The organism is Pseudomonas sp. GW821-FHT11G12 (assembly GCF_058808055.1).
In genome coordinates this window covers 307,102-321,458 of record NZ_JBXARH010000009.1, presented here as the reverse complement: position 1 = coordinate 321,458, position 14,357 = coordinate 307,102, and the positions used below count along the sequence as shown (strand labels likewise).

The following is a 14,357-nucleotide window of genomic DNA, read 5'->3' as shown; positions in this document are numbered from 1 at the left end:
TCGTCGACGATGTTGACGTCGAGGTTGGCGTTGGCGGTGGTGCCGTTGTCGTCCACCACGGTGACGGCGAATTGCTCACTCAGGGTGTTGGCGCCGTTGGCGGTTGGGTGGGCATCGTTGTGGTCGAGGGTGTAGCTGTAACTGACGACGCCGGTCGTGGCATTGAACCCGGTGATGGTCAGCGTGCTGCCCAGAGGCGTGACGACCGATTGCGGGAAGCCTGCGGCTATACCGTTGGTGACGACGGCAATGCCACCCACGGTCAGCGTGGTCACGCCGTCCAAAGCTGTGATGGTGAACGTGCCACTTTGGGTCAACGCTGTGGCGTCCGGCGCACTGCCGGTGCTGAGGTTTTTCTCGAAGACGGTGAGTTCACCGCCGTTTACGTCGAGGCCGCTGATGGTCACTGGATCGTCGTTGTTGTGGATTTGCAGCACGAGGTTTGCGGTGCTGGTATCGCCGTCCGAGTCAGTGATCGTGTAGGTGAAAGTCTCGGTGCCGTTGCCATTGCCGTGCAGGTTTTTGAAGTCCGCATCGTTGGTGTTGAGGGTGTAGGTGTAAGTGCCGTTGGCGTTCAGCACCAGCGTGCCGTAAGTCCCTATGAAAGTACCGGCAGTGATCGGCCCGGCATTGGGACCGGTTGGGACGCGGTCAGCGCCTTGCACGTCGTTGGTCAGGACGTTGCCGGTCAAGGTCAGATTGGTTTCCGAGGCGGTGCCGGCGTTGCTGTCGTTTACGCCTTTTGGCAGGTCGTCGACGATGTTGACGTCGAGGTTGGCGTTGGCGGTGGTGCCGTTGTCGTCCACCACGGTGACGGCGAATTGCTCACTCAGGGTGTTGGCGCCGTTGGCGGTTGGGTGGGCATCGTTGTGGTCGAGGGTGTAGCTGTAACTGACGACGCCGGTCGTGGCATTGAACCCGGTGATGGTCAGCGTGCTGCCCAGAGGTGTGGTCACCGATTGTGGGAAGCCTGCGGCTATGCCGTTAGTGACCACGGCAATGCCACCCACGGTCAGCGTGGTCACACCGTCCAGCGCCGTGATGGTGAACGTGCCGCTCTGAGTCAGGGCGGTGGCATCCGGTGCGCTACCGGTGCTGAGGTTTTTTTCGAAAACCGTCAGCTCGCCGCCGTTCACGTCGAGGCCGCTGATAACCACCGGATCGTCGTTGTTGTGAATCTGCAACACCAGATTCGCGGTGCTGGTGTCGCCGTCCGAATCGGTGATGGTGTAGGTGAAGTTCTCGGTGCCGTTGCCACCGCCGTGCAGGTTTTTGAAGTCCGCATCGTTAGTGTTCAGCGTGTAGGTGTAAGTGCCATTGGCATTCAACACCAGGGTGCCGTAAGTCCCGGTGAAAGTACCGGCAGTGATCGGGCCGGCATTGGGGCCGGTTGGGACGCGGTCGGCGCCTTGCACGTCGTTGGTCAGGACGTTGCCGGTCAAGGTCAGATTGGTTTCCGAGGCGGTGCCGGTATTGCTGTCGTCCACGCCTTTCGGCAGGTCGTCGACGATATTCACGTCCAGCGAAGCATTCGCGGTGGTGCCGTTATCGTCCACCACGGTGACGGCGAACTGCTCGCTCAAACTGTTCTCGCCGTTGGCAGTCGGATGGGCATCGTTGTGGTCGAGGGTATAGCTGTAGCTGACAACACCCGTCGTAGCGTTGAAGCCTGTAATCGTCAGTGTGCTGCCCAGCGGAGTCGTGACCGATTGCGGAAAGCCTGCCGCCACGCCGTTGGTCACGACGGCGATTCCACCCACGGTCAGCGTGGTCACACCATCCAAAGCAGTGATCGTGAAAGTACCGCTCTGTGTCAGCGCGGTGGCATCCGGGGCACTGCCGGTGCTGAGGTTTTTCTCGAAGACAGTGAGTTCGCCGCCGTTCACATCGAGGCCGCTGATAACCACTGGATCATCGTTGTTGTGGATTTGCAGAACGAGGTTTGCGGTGCTGGTATCGCCGTCCGAGTCAGTGATGGTGTAGGTGAAGGTTTCGGTCCCGTTGCCACCACCGTGCAGATTCTTGAAATCTGCATCGTTGGTGTTGAGGGTGTAGGTGTAAGTGCCATTGGCATTGAGCACCAAGGTGCCGTAAGTCCCGGTGAAAGTACCCGCAGTGATCGGGCCAGCATCAGGGCCGGTTGGGACGCGGTCGGCGCCCTGCACGTCGTTGGTCAGGACGTTGCCGGTCAGCGTCAGATTGGTTTCCGAGGCAGTACCGGTATTGCTGTCATCCACGCCTTTTGGCAGGTCGTCGACGATGTTGACGTCCAACGAAGCATTCGCAGTGGTGCCGTTATCGTCCACCACGGTGACAGCGAACTGCTCGCTCAGCGTGTTCGCGCCACTGGCAGTCGGATGAGCATCGTTGTGGTCGAGGGTGTAGCTGTAGCTCACGACACCAGTGGTCGCGTTAAACCCGGTGATGGTCAGCGTGCTGCCCAAAGGGGTGGTGACGGATTGCGGAAAACCCGCAGCCACGCCATTGATGACCACGGCGATTCCGCCAATGGTCAGCGTCGTGACGCCATCGAGAGCTGTGATGGTAAACGTGCCGCTCTGAGTCAACGCCGCCGAATCCGGGGCGCTACCGAGGGAAAGGTTTTTCTCGAAAACCGTCAGTTCGCCACCCTCGACGTTCAAGCCGTTGATGAGCACCGGATCGTCGTTGTTGTGGATCTGCAACACCAGATTCGCGGTGCTGGTGTCGCCGTCCGAATCGGTGATGGTGTAGGTGAAGTTCTCGGTGCCGTTGCCACCGCCGTGCAGGTTTTTGAAGTCCGCATCGTTGGTGTTCAGCGTGTAGGTGTAAGTGCCATTGGCATTCAGCACCAAGGTGCCGTAAGTCCCGGTGAAAGTGCCCGCAGTAATCGGGCCGGCATTGGGGCCGGTTGGGACGCGGTCGGCGCCTTGTACGTCATTGGTCAGGACGTTACCGGTCAGCGTCAGGTTGGCTTCCGACGCGGTGCTGGCGTTGCTGTCACCGACCGCTTTTGGCACATCGTCGGTGATGTTCACATCCAGCGAGCCGGTGGCGGTGTCGCCATTGCTGTCGCCAGCAATCACCGTGAAATGTTCGCTAAGGCTGTTGGCGCCGTCACCTGCCGGATGGGCGTCGTTGCCGTTGAGGGTGTAGCTGTAGCTGACCGTGCCGTTCGCCGGGTTGTAACCGGTGATGGTCAAGGTGTTGCCCAATTGCGTGGTGATCGATTGCGGGAAACCGACGGGCACGCCGCCGACGATCACGCTGATGCCGCCGATGCTCAGGCTGGTCAGACCGTCAGGCGCCGAAATGCTGAAGCTGCCAGCCTGGGTCAGCGCGCCGGGATTGGCGGCGGAGCCATCTGGCAGATTGGCTTCATTGAGCGTCAGTTCCCCCCCCGGCACGTCGAGGCCCGTGAGGGTGACCAGGTTGTTGACCGGTGGCGGGATGACCGGCGCAGGCGTGTTGTCACCGTTGTCGATGACCGCGTTGTGGCGTTCTTCCGGAAACTCGGGAATGCCACCAAAACCGGCCGTGGGGAAACCGATGACCGGATCGACCCGGCCACCCACTTCGGTCAGCAATACGAAACTGTGGCCGCCACCCTTGCCGCCGTTGGTGTCACCGGGGGCATCGGGGCCTGCGGCAGTGGCTTCGGCAGATTTGGTCGGGTCTTCACCGGCGGCGATGGCTTTCTGGATCTGGGCGACATCGGTGAGTTGAGCATCGCTCGGGGTCAGCGCTTCCGGGGCATCCACATGCGGCGCATGGTTGGCCAGCAATTGTCCGGTCATGGTCAGGCTGCTGTCCCGGCCCAGGGTCAGTTCCTGGCCGTTTTGCAGATGGACGGCGACCGCCCCCTCCGCGCCCGTGATCAATTGATCTCCGGCAAACAGTCGATCGCCTTCAACCAATGCGCGCCGACTTCCGTCAGCCGATTGAGCGAAAACCTGACCGATGACTTTAGTGACGATCCCGATGAGCGTTGCCATGTGCATTTCCTCCGCTGCCGACCACCGTCGGCACTGGTTCGCGAAGCAGCCCATGGCTCAAGCGGGTTGTCGGGGCGACGCTCGCACCTCGACAGTTCGTTTCGCAGGGTATGCAAACTCAGAAACCTCAGCGCCATCAAGCACTTGGAATCCCTGATCGATGCAGCACGCCCACTAGCGCTACGTAACGGTGGTGAATCACCCGAGTGACAAAAAACTGTCGCTCATTGGCCGCTACGCGTCCCTCCCCTTTAGCAGTACTTCGCCCGTATGTCGCAAAGTGAGTGGAACTTTCCTCAAGCCTTTCTGCACTCCCTAAAGCACATAAAACAAAGGCTTTCGAGAGGAACAATGTGCTGGATTTGGCGAAGCGCATAAGTTTTTTTTGGCATAAGCCATATGAAAATTTTTTCTTAGCTACGCTTCAGGATGTTCTTAGCTCTGTTGTAACAGCGATGAAACGCCAAACCTAAAAAATATCGTCAATAAATTGGCGACAGCAATACACCATCAGGACTCAGGGAGATGCACCCATGCGCGTTCTAACCCCCCTTTGCAGTGCGGTTTTGCTGGCCATGGCTTGCACTTCTCAAGCCCAGGCCATGAACCTCACCGAAGCGATACAAAGCACCATCGCGACCCACCCGGAACTGGCTTCGCGCGTAGACGCCAAACTGTCGGCCGATGAACAGGTGAAAGTCGCCAAGGGCGGCTTCTATCCATCGGTGGATCTGAACGCCGCTTATGGGCGCGGTTACAGCGACAACACCAATACCCGGGCCCTCGGTAACCACCACACCGAAATTCTCAACTACACCCAGTCCGAGCTGCGTCTGCGGCAGATGCTGTTCGACGGTTTCAACACCGCCAACGAGGTCGAGCGCACCAAAGGCGTTTCCAATTCGCGCGCGTACTACGCGCAAGGCACCGCCCAGGATCTGGCCCTGCGCACCATCGAGGTCTATCTCGAAGTGCTCAAGCGCCGCGAACTGGTGACCCTGGCCAAGAACAACCTGCAGGCGCATTTGCGCGTCAATGACCAGATCGGCCTGCGCACCCAGCGCGGCATCGGCAGCACCGCCGACTCCGATCAGTCGGTCGCCCGTAAGGCGCTGGCGCAGAACAACCTCGACACCGCCGAAGTCGATCTGGCGGATGCCGAATCGAACTTCTACGCCGTGGTCGGGCGCATGCCCGATGAACTGGAAGCGCCGGCTTCGACCCGTGGTGAATTGCCCACCAGCCTGCCCGAAGCCCAGCAGAGCATGGTCGAGAACAACCCGTACCTGAAATCCGCCCAGGCCGACGTGCAATCGGCCGAGAGTCAGTACGAAGTCGCCAAGTCGCCGTTCTACCCGCGCTTCGATGCGGAAGCGGCGGTCGGTGCCAACAACAACGTGCAGGGCGACGAGGGCCACGACAATGAATGGCGCGTCGGCGTGGTGATGAACTACAACCTGTTCCGTGGCGGCAGCGACAAGGCGCGACTGGCCTCCGATGCGCACCAGATCAACCAGGCCATGGACATCCGCAACAACGCCCTGCGCCAGCTCAACGAGAACATTCACCTGGCCTGGAACGCCATGGTCAACGCCAAGAAACAGACCCCGACCGCCCGCGAATACGCCGAGACCACCAAGCGTGTACGCGCCGCGTATCAGGATCAGTTCGGCCTCGGCCAACGCACCCTGCTCGACCTGCTCGACAGTGAAAACGAGCTGTACAACGCCAATCGCCGCTACACCGAAATCCGCTACACCGAGGAGTTTTCGATGTACCGCGTGCTGGCGAACATGGGTCAGTTGCTGAGCAAGCAACGGGTGGTGCTGCCGGCCGACGCGATTGCCGCTGCCGAAGTGAAGAACGAGGCGCGCTTGCCCGAACTGAAGTAGTCCCGATGATGTAGCCAGGGAGCGATCAATATGACCAGCATGGAACCCGGTGTTTCCGGGGTCGATCCGCGGCGGAGCTTCGATGATCCGTTACTCGACGGTCTGTTGATCCTCTGCAAACTCAACGGCGCGACAGTCAGTCGCGCCAGCCTGAGTGCCGGGCTGCCCCTGGACAAACAACGCCTGAGCCTGGACCTGCTGCCCCGTGCGGCGGCCCGGGCCGGTTTGCAGGCGCGGCTGCTGCGCCGCGACCTCAAGGACATTTCCCCGCTCAACCTGCCGGTGCTGTTGCTGTTGGGCAATGGCCGCACCGCCGTGCTGCGGCGTTTTGCCGATGACGGCAAAGCCCTGATTCTGCCCAGTGAAGCCGATGGCGGCGAACAGTGGGTCAGCCACGAAGAGCTCACCGAACACTACACCGGCCAGGCCCTGTTCGCCCGGCCACGGCATGAACTGGAGGACCTGCGTTCACCGTTGGTGCCAAGGGTGCAAGCGTGGTTTCGCGACACCCTGAAGCTGTCGAAATGGCTCTACAGCGACGCGATCCTCGCCAGTTTCCTGATCAACCTGCTGGGCCTGATGGTGCCGCTGTTCGTCATGCAGACCTACGACCGCGTGGTGCCGAACCAGGCCACGTCGACCCTGTGGGTGCTGGCCATCGGATTGCTGATCGGCACCGGTTTCGAACTGGTGCTGCGGGTGGTGCGCGCGCACCTGCTGGACACCGCCGGCAAGAAGACCGACGTGATCCTTTCCGCGACTTTATTCGAGCGCATCACCGGCATGGCGATGAAGGCCCGGCCGGCGACCATCGGCGGATTCGCCCAGAGCATTCATGACTTTCAAGGCCTGCGGGAGTTTCTCACCGCCGTGACCCTGACCAGCCTGATCGACCTGCCCTTCGTGGTGCTGATGCTGGTGGTGATCGGCCTGCTGGGCGGCTGGCTGGTGGTGATTCCGCTGCTGGCGTTTCCGATCACGATCGTGTTCGCGATGATCATTCAGGTTCGCCTGCGCGACACCGTGCAGAAAAGCCTGAGCCTCGGTGCCGAGCGTCAGGCATTGCTGATCGAAACCCTCGGCGGACTGGAAACCCTCAAGGCGTGCAGCGCCGAAAGCGAGCGCCAGCACAAGTGGGAAAGCACCCACGGCGCCCTCACCCGCCTCGACAGCCACGCACGCAACCTCTCGGCGCTGGCCACCAACGGCACGCTGTTCATCCAGCAGTTCTCGGGGATGGCGACCATCGTCGCCGGGGTTTACAGCATCATCGCCGGCAACCTGAGCGTCGGTGCGCTGGTAGCCAGTTACATGCTCGGCAGCCGCGTGCTCGCGCCACTGGGCCAGATCGCCGGGTTGATAACCCGCTACCAGCAAGCGCAACTGACGATGAAAAGTACCGACGCCCTGATGTCTTTGCCCCAGGAGCGCGACGGCAAACAACGGCCGCTGGAGCGCACGCAATTGCAAGGGGCGCTGGACGCCAATGCGGTGACCTTCCATTACAACGGCCAGAACGCCCCGGCCCTGAGCAACATCAGTTTCAGCGTCAAGCCCGGCGAGCGGATCGGCATCATCGGCCGCAGCGGTTCCGGCAAGAGCACCCTCGCACGGCTGGTCATGGGTTTCTACGAACCGGAAGAAGGCCAATTGCTGCTCGACGGCCTCGACCTGCGGCAACTGGATGTCGCCGACCTGCGCCAGCAGATCGGTTACGTCGCCCATGACCTGCCGCTGCTGGCCGGCAGCCTGCGTGACAACCTGACCCTCGGCGCCCGTTATGTCAGCGATTCGCGGATGCTCGAAGTCGCCGAACTGACCGGCGTCACCGAGCTTGCCCGCCAGCACCCGCAAGGCTTCGACCGACCGGTGGGTGAACGTGGACAATTGCTTTCCGGCGGTCAACGCCAGGCAGTCCTGCTGGCCCGGGCGCTGTTGCTCGATCCGCCGATCATGCTGCTCGACGAACCCACCAGCGCCATGGACAACAGCAGCGAAGACGTCCTGCGCCAGAAGCTTCACGGCTGGGTGCAGGGCAAAACCTTGCTGCTGGTCACGCACCGCACCTCGATGCTGAGCCTGGTGGACCGGTTGCTGGTGCTGGACAACGGCCGGATCGTCGCCGACGGTCCGAAAGAAGCGGTCATCGATGCACTGCGCAAGGGCCGGGTCGACTCGGCGGCGGTCTAGGAGTTGCCCATGTCTGCTTCCTCATCGTCAAAACAGCGCGGTTACTTCGACAGTTTCGGCAAAAGCGCCGAAGCCGAATTCATGCCGGAAACTGCCGGCGCTTCGTTGCAGGATTCGCCGCGCTGGTCGCGCATCACCGTGTGGCTGGCGGCGGCACTGCTGATCAGCGCGCTGGTCTGGGCCAAATTCGCGGTGCTCGAAGAAGTGACCATGGGCGAAGGCAAGGCGATTCCGTCGAGCAAGGTCCAGGTGATCCAGAACCTCGAGGGCGGGATCGTCACCGAGATCTTCGTGCGTGAAGGGCAAATGGTGAACAAGGGCGACACCCTGCTGCGCCTGGATGACACGCGGTTTCTGTCGAACAAGGGTGAGAGCGAGGCGGATCGCTATGCATTGATGGCCCAGGTCGAGCGACTATCCGCCGAGTCAGAAGGCCGGCCGATGAAACTCTCGGACGAAGTCGTCAGCAAGGCGCCACAAGTGGCCGAAGACGAACGTGCGCTGTACGACCAGCGTCAGCGGCGGCTGGCCAGCGAACAACGCACCCTCACCGAACAGTTGCGGCAGAAGACCCAGGAGCTGGCGGAGTTTCGCTCCAAGCAGGGTCAGTACAGTTCCAGCCTGGCGCTGCTCCAGCAAGAAATGAACATGTCATCGCCACTGGTAGGCACCGGGGCGGTGTCGCCAGTGGAGATCTTGCGACTCAAGCGCAGTGCGGTGGAAATTCGTGGCTCGTTGAACGCCACGACCCTGGCCATTCCCCGGGCCGAATCGGCGATCAACGAGATCAAGAGCAAGATCGACGAATCGGAACAGACCTTCCGCTCCGACGCGGCCAAGGACCTCAACCAGAAGCGCACCGACCTGTCGAAAATCACGGCGTCGAGCATCGCCATCGACGACCGCGTCAGCCGCACCACCGTGACCTCGCCGGTACACGGGGTGATCAAGCAGTTGAAGGTCAACACCATCGGCGGCGTGGTCCAGCCGGGCAGCGACATGGTGGAAATCGTGCCGCTGGAAGACAACCTGCTGATCGAAGCCAAGGTCCGTCCGCAGGACGTGGCGTTCCTGCATCCGGGCCAGAAAGCCATGGTCAAGTTCAGTGCCTACGACTACACGATCTACGGCGGACTCAGCGCCAAACTTGAGCTGATCGGTGCCGACACGATTACCGATGACAAGGGCAACAGCTTCTACCTGATCCAGGTGCGCACCGACAAAAACCATTTGGGCGGGGATGTGAAACCGCTGCTGATCATTCCGGGGATGGTTGCCACGGTGGACATCATCACCGGGGAGAAAAGCGTGCTGGATTACCTGCTCAAACCGGTGCTCAAGGCCCGGACCGAGGCGATGCGCGAGCGGTAGTCGAACTCGTCTGATCGTTCCCACGCTCCGCGTGGGAATGCCGCCCGGGACGCTCCGCGTCCCTTCGCGACGGTGACGCAGAGCGTCACTGTATGCATTCCCACGCAGAGCGTGGGAACGATCAGTATCCGTGATTCTTTTGGAAGGTCTCCTCCCCCATCGCCGCAATCTGCCCTTCAATCAACGCCTCGAACGGCTTGAGCAACGGCTCGAACGACGCCGGCGCTTCCAGTGTCTGCAATGCCTGAACAATCGCCTCGATCGTCGACAACGCCCCCGGCCCCGGTGCCTTGCGCAGCCGATACCGCGAAACCCCGCCCTCCGCCAGCGTCACCCGAGGCAACGCCGCCAGCAGCGGATTGAGGTGCAACATCTTGCGCGCCTTGCGCCACGTGCCGTCCGGCACCACCAACAACAGTGGTTCATCGGTCGCGGTGTAAGTCTGCATCGGCTGCGCATCCTCCGCCGGGAACAACAACCGCGCCCGATGCCCCGGCCGATTCAACAGCGCAGGCAAATCCTCGAACACCTCGCCGACAATCAGCTCGGCATTGTTCAAACCGAGCGCTGCCAGCCGTGCAGTGTTGAGCGCGTGATTGACCTCGCTCGGGTGCTGCAACAGCAACACCCGAGTTCGGCTGTCGAGGCTCGGGATCAGCGGACACAGGCAGTGGGTTTGTGGGCGCAGGCAGCGCGGGCATTGAGGTCTGGACATACTTCTTGTTCCTGAAAGCTAGGCCTGATTGAGCTGCGCTTTGAGCAGATCGCGAAAGGTCTGGATCAGCGGCTCGCGGCTGCGGCCACGGCGCATGATCATGGAAAACGGCGCCTGATAACCGAAGGTCGCCGGCAGCAGCACCCGCAAATCACCCTTGTCGGCCCAGGCCTGAGCGTAGTGCTCCGGCAGATAACCGATGTAGGCACCGGACAGCACCAGAATCAACTGCGCTTCCATACTTTCCACAGTCGCGGCGCTGTGTTTGAAACCGTGACGCGCCAGTTCCGCCTGGCTCCAGTAACCGCGCCCGACCATGCGTTGCTGGGTGATGACCTGCTCGGGAATCCGCCGTTCGTTGAACAACGGGTGACGGTTGCTGCAATACAGCCAGTGCTGCTCGCGGTACAGCGGCATGTACACCAGACCGCTCATGCGCGTGGAGAACGCACCAATGGCCAGATCGAGTCGGTTGTCCTGCACGCCAAGTTGCAGTTCGTAAGGGCTCATCACCGACAGGTGCAAATGCACCGCCGGGTGTTCCTGGCTGTAGGCGCCGATGGCTTCGGCGAACGGCAGGGCCTTGTCGCTGACGGTGGAGTCGATCACCCCGAGGTTGAGCGTACCGCGCAATTCGCCCTTGAGCGCCGCGGCGTATTGTTCGAAACCTTCGAGTTCGGCCAGCAGGCGCAGGGTTTCCTGATGGAACAGCTCGCCTTTGCTGGTCAGGCTGAAACCACCGCGCCCGCGATGGCAAAGCACCAGACCGAGCGCGGCTTCGAGCTGGCTCATGTAGGTGCTGATCGCCGAGGTCGACAGGTTGAGTTCCTGCTGCGCGTTGGCAAACCCCTGATGACGCACGACGCTGACGAAGATGCGCAAAAGTTTCAGGTCGGGTAAAGCGTTGGCCATGTCTACTCCAAGGATCGTTCCCCATAGATCGTTCCCACGCTCTGCGTGGGAATGCCGCCTGGGACGCTCTGCGTCCGCTTCACGGCTGTGACGCGGAGCGTCACGGGATGCATTCCCACGCGGAGCGTGGGAACGATCAGCGAGAAGTCTATCCATCTCCCTCTCATTAGTTTAGAAAAATCTGAACTAAGTATTTGCCCGTAGCGATTCTTTCGCCTCACTACATTTCGCAGAATCGGCCCCACAGCGGTGCCCGTGACCTTGCGAATGCGGCGCGCCGACATAAATAAAACAAAGACGATGAGGCCCTACCCGTGGACAAGATTCTTCACCAACCACTGGGCGGCAACGAAATGCCGCGCTTCGGCGGCATCGCCACCATGCTCCGACTCCCCCATGTACCGACCGCTGCCGGCCTGGACGCTGCCTTCGTTGGCGTCCCACTGGACATCGGTACTTCGCTGCGCCCCGGCACCCGCTTCGGGCCACGCGACATCCGCACCGAATCGGTGATGATCCGCCCGTACAACATGGCCACCGGCGCTGCGCCGTTCGACTCGCTGTCGGTTGCCGACATCGGTGACGTGGCGATCAACACCTTCAACCTGCTCGACGCCGTGCGCATCATCGAAGAAGCCTACGACAACATCCTCGAGCACAACGTCATCCCGATGACCCTGGGTGGCGACCACACCATCACCCTGCCGATCCTGCGTGCGATCCACAAAAAGCACGGCAAGGTCGGTCTGGTGCACATCGACGCTCACGCTGACGTGAACGATCACATGTTCGGCGAGAAGATCGCCCACGGCACGACCTTCCGTCGCGCCGTCGAAGAAGGCCTTCTGGACTGCGACCGCGTGGTGCAGATTGGTCTGCGTGCGCAGGGTTACACCGCTGACGACTTCAACTGGAGCCGCGATCAGGGCTTCCGCGTTGTTCAAGCCGAAGAGTGCTGGCACAAGTCGCTGGCACCGCTGATGGCCGAAGTGCGCGAGAAAGTCGGTGGCGGCCCGGTGTACCTGAGCTTCGACATCGACGGCATCGACCCGGCCTGGGCGCCTGGCACTGGCACCCCGGAAATCGGTGGTCTGACGACCATTCAGGCAATTGAAATCGTTCGCGGCTGCCAGGGCCTCGACCTGATCGGTTGCGATCTGGTAGAAGTCTCGCCCGCTTATGACACCACCGGCAACACCTCGCTGCTGGCCGCCAACCTGCTGTACGAAATGCTCTGCGTACTGCCGGGCGTCGTCCACCGCTGAGGGTCGGGTCATGAACGAACGTGATCAGGTTCTGAAAGCGGCCGCCGATCTGGTGTCCGCCTTCGCCCGCAACGATCGCGAAGCCTACTTCGGCGCGTTCAGCGCCGATGCGAGCTTCGTGTTCTACACCCTCGAACAGCCCCTGCTGTCGCGCGATGCCTATCAGGCGTTGTGGGACAGCTGGCGCGCCGAGGATGGCTTCGAGGTGCTGTCCTGCATCTCGAGCAACGCCTTCGTCAGCCTGCAGGGTGACGTGGCGATTTTCATCCATGACGTGGCCACCGAGCTGCGCATGCAAGGGGAGCAACACTTCAGCCAGGAGCGCGAGACGATTGTTTTCAGGAAACAAGCGTCGAGCCTAGAACAACAAGGCCATTGGCTGGCCTGCCACGAACATTTGTCCGCAATGCCGGAAGGGCTGCCATCCCCTTAGCCAAGACAGGTGACGCTCACGCACGATGAGCGCGCCTTTATGATCGGAGCAGATCATGAATAACAACAACAAAGACCAAAGCCTTACGCAGATTGAAACCCACGGGGTCGAACAGATCCCGGACAACGAACGCACCGCCGGTCCCGTGGATTTGTTCCGCATGATCTTTGGCGGCGCGAATACCTTTGCCACCGCCGTGCTCGGCAGTTTCCCGGTGCTGTTCGGCCTGTCCTTTCAGGCGGGCGTCTGGGCGATTGTCTCGGGCGTACTGCTCGGCTCGCTGATCCTCGCACCGATGGGCCTGTTCGGCCCGATCAATGGCACCAACAATGCGGTGTCGTCCGGTGCGCACTTCGGCGTGCACGGGCGGATCGTCGGTTCGTTCCTGTCGCTGTTGACCGCCATCGCCTTCTTCTCGCTCTCGGTGTGGAGTTCGGGGGATGCGTTGATTGGTGGTGCGAAACGCCTGATCGGCCTGCCGGAAACCGACCTGACCCTGGGCCTGGCCTACGGTCTGTTCGCGATTCTGGTGCTGACCGTGTGCATCTACGGCTTCCGCTTCCTGTTGTGGGTGAACAAGGTGGCGGTGTGGAGCGCGAGCCTGCTGTTCCTGCTGGGCATCTTCGCTTTCGCCGGCCCTTTCGATTCGCACTACGCCGGCACCGTCAGCCTCGGTCAGCCAGGCTTCTGGGCAGCCTTTATCGGCGCCGCTCTGGTGGCCATGAGCAACCCGATTTCCTTCGGCGCGTTCCTCGGCGACTGGGCCCGCTATATCCCGCGTGAAACCTCGCGTCAGCGGATCATGGCAGCGGTGATTTTCTCGCAGATCGCCACGTTCATTCCGTTCCTGTTCGGCCTGACCACCGCGACCATCGTAGCGATCCAGGCACCGGACTACATCGCGGCCAACAACTACGTCGGCGGCCTGCTGGCGGTGTCGCCGAGCTGGTTCTTCCTGCCGGTGTGCCTGATTGCGGTGATCGGCGGCATGTCCACCGGCACCACGTCGCTGTATGGCACCGGGCTGGACATGTCCAGCGTGTTCCCGCGTCTGCTGTCGCGGGTCAAGGCGACGTTGCTGATCGGCGTGCTGTCGATTGCCTTCATCTTCATCGGGCGCTTCGCGGCGAACCTGGTGCAGAGCGTGTCGACCTTCGCCGTGCTGATCATCACCTGCACCACCCCATGGATGGTGATCATGATCATCGGCCTGGTGGTGCGTCGCGGCTTCTACTGCCCGGACGACCTGCAAGTGTTCACGCGCGGCGAGCAAGGCGGACGCTACTGGTTCAGCCACGGCTGGAACTGGCGCGGCCTGGGCGCGTGGATCCCGAGCGCGGCGGTCGGCCTGTGCTTCGTCAACCTGCCGGGGCAGTTCGTCGGCCCGCTGGGTGAACTGGCCGGCGGCATCGACATCAGCCTGCTGGTGACCCTCGGTCTGGCCTCGGTGATGTACCTGATGCTGCTGAGCCTGTTCCCGGAACCGGCGCTGGTCTACGGCCCGAAGGATCCCCGGAGCAAAGGCGCGCATGCGCCGGCTGAAGCGGCGCTGCGTCAGGCTGCCTGAATAAACGAATCGCCTGTGGGGGTCAGCCTTCCCCCACA

General features: G+C 61.7%; 9 protein-coding genes. 6 read left to right on the top strand and 3 right to left on the bottom strand.

Annotation, left to right across the window (positions count from 1 at the left end):
- Positions 1–3,974, bottom strand: a 3,974-nt coding sequence (locus tag AC1RR7_RS24750) for a retention module-containing protein (RefSeq protein WP_493158633.1), incomplete at its 3' end; no start/stop codon positions are given.
- Between the two features lie 533 nt (positions 3,975–4,507).
- Here AC1RR7_RS24750 and AC1RR7_RS24745 point away from each other — a divergent pair.
- From AC1RR7_RS24745 to AC1RR7_RS24735, 3 genes are read left to right on the top strand one after another with little or no spacing between them, the layout of a single operon-like run.
- Positions 4,508–5,866 carry a TolC family outer membrane protein gene (locus AC1RR7_RS24745; RefSeq protein WP_096819329.1) on the top strand — a complete coding sequence of 453 codons (1,359 nt, stop codon included), beginning with the start codon at positions 4,508–4,510 and terminating at the stop codon, positions 5,864–5,866.
- A 30-nt stretch (positions 5,867–5,896) separates the two neighbouring features.
- Entirely contained in the window at positions 5,897–8,056 is a 2,160-nt protein-coding gene (locus AC1RR7_RS24740; protein ID WP_493158632.1) for a type I secretion system permease/ATPase, read from the top strand.
- Positions 8,057–8,065: 9 nt separating this feature from the next.
- Complete coding sequence (locus AC1RR7_RS24735) at positions 8,066–9,427, top strand: HlyD family type I secretion periplasmic adaptor subunit (RefSeq protein ID WP_102620302.1); 1,362 nt, start codon at positions 8,066–8,068, stop codon at positions 9,425–9,427.
- Positions 9,428–9,548: 121 nt separating this feature from the next.
- Here the strand turns inward: AC1RR7_RS24735 and AC1RR7_RS24730 are convergent, their stop codons facing one another.
- Positions 9,549–10,142: a tRNA-uridine aminocarboxypropyltransferase gene (locus tag AC1RR7_RS24730; protein WP_493158631.1), complete on the bottom strand. Its 594-nt coding sequence runs from the start codon at positions 10,140–10,142 to the stop codon at positions 9,549–9,551.
- An 18-nt stretch (positions 10,143–10,160) separates the two neighbouring features.
- Complete coding sequence (locus tag AC1RR7_RS24725; protein WP_039772530.1) at positions 10,161–11,054, bottom strand: LysR family transcriptional regulator; 894 nt, start codon at positions 11,052–11,054, stop codon at positions 10,161–10,163.
- A 314-nt stretch (positions 11,055–11,368) separates the two neighbouring features.
- Between AC1RR7_RS24725 and speB the strand changes: the two genes are divergently transcribed.
- From speB to AC1RR7_RS24710, 3 genes are read left to right on the top strand one after another with little or no spacing between them, the layout of a single operon-like run.
- Entirely contained in the window at positions 11,369–12,319 is a 951-nt protein-coding gene (gene speB / locus AC1RR7_RS24720) for an agmatinase (RefSeq protein ID WP_003222717.1), read from the top strand.
- Between the two features lie 10 nt (positions 12,320–12,329).
- Positions 12,330–12,752, top strand: a complete 423-nt coding sequence (locus AC1RR7_RS24715) for a YybH family protein (RefSeq protein WP_096819333.1) — start codon at positions 12,330–12,332, stop codon at positions 12,750–12,752.
- Positions 12,753–12,807: 55 nt separating this feature from the next.
- Positions 12,808–14,319: a purine-cytosine permease family protein gene (locus tag AC1RR7_RS24710; protein ID WP_096819334.1), complete on the top strand. Its 1,512-nt coding sequence runs from the start codon at positions 12,808–12,810 to the stop codon at positions 14,317–14,319.
- Positions 14,320–14,357 lie beyond the last annotated feature (38 nt).

Bases quoted from the DNA above. Each gene is read 5' to 3' on its own strand.
- AC1RR7_RS24715 (WP_096819333.1), top strand. From the start codon at position 12,330: ATGAACGAACGTGATCAGGTTCTGAAAGCGGCCGCCGATCTGGTGTCC.
- AC1RR7_RS24740 (WP_493158632.1), top strand. From the start codon at position 5,897: ATGACCAGCATGGAACCCGGTGTTTCCGGGGTCGATCCGCGGCGGAGC.
- AC1RR7_RS24730 (WP_493158631.1), bottom strand. From the start codon at position 10,142: ATGTCCAGACCTCAATGCCCGCGCTGCCTGCGCCCACAAACCCACTGC.
- AC1RR7_RS24745 (WP_096819329.1), top strand. From the start codon at position 4,508: ATGCGCGTTCTAACCCCCCTTTGCAGTGCGGTTTTGCTGGCCATGGCT.
- AC1RR7_RS24735 (WP_102620302.1), top strand. From the start codon at position 8,066: ATGTCTGCTTCCTCATCGTCAAAACAGCGCGGTTACTTCGACAGTTTC.
- AC1RR7_RS24710 (WP_096819334.1), top strand. From the start codon at position 12,808: ATGAATAACAACAACAAAGACCAAAGCCTTACGCAGATTGAAACCCAC.
- AC1RR7_RS24725 (WP_039772530.1), bottom strand. From the start codon at position 11,054: ATGGCCAACGCTTTACCCGACCTGAAACTTTTGCGCATCTTCGTCAGC.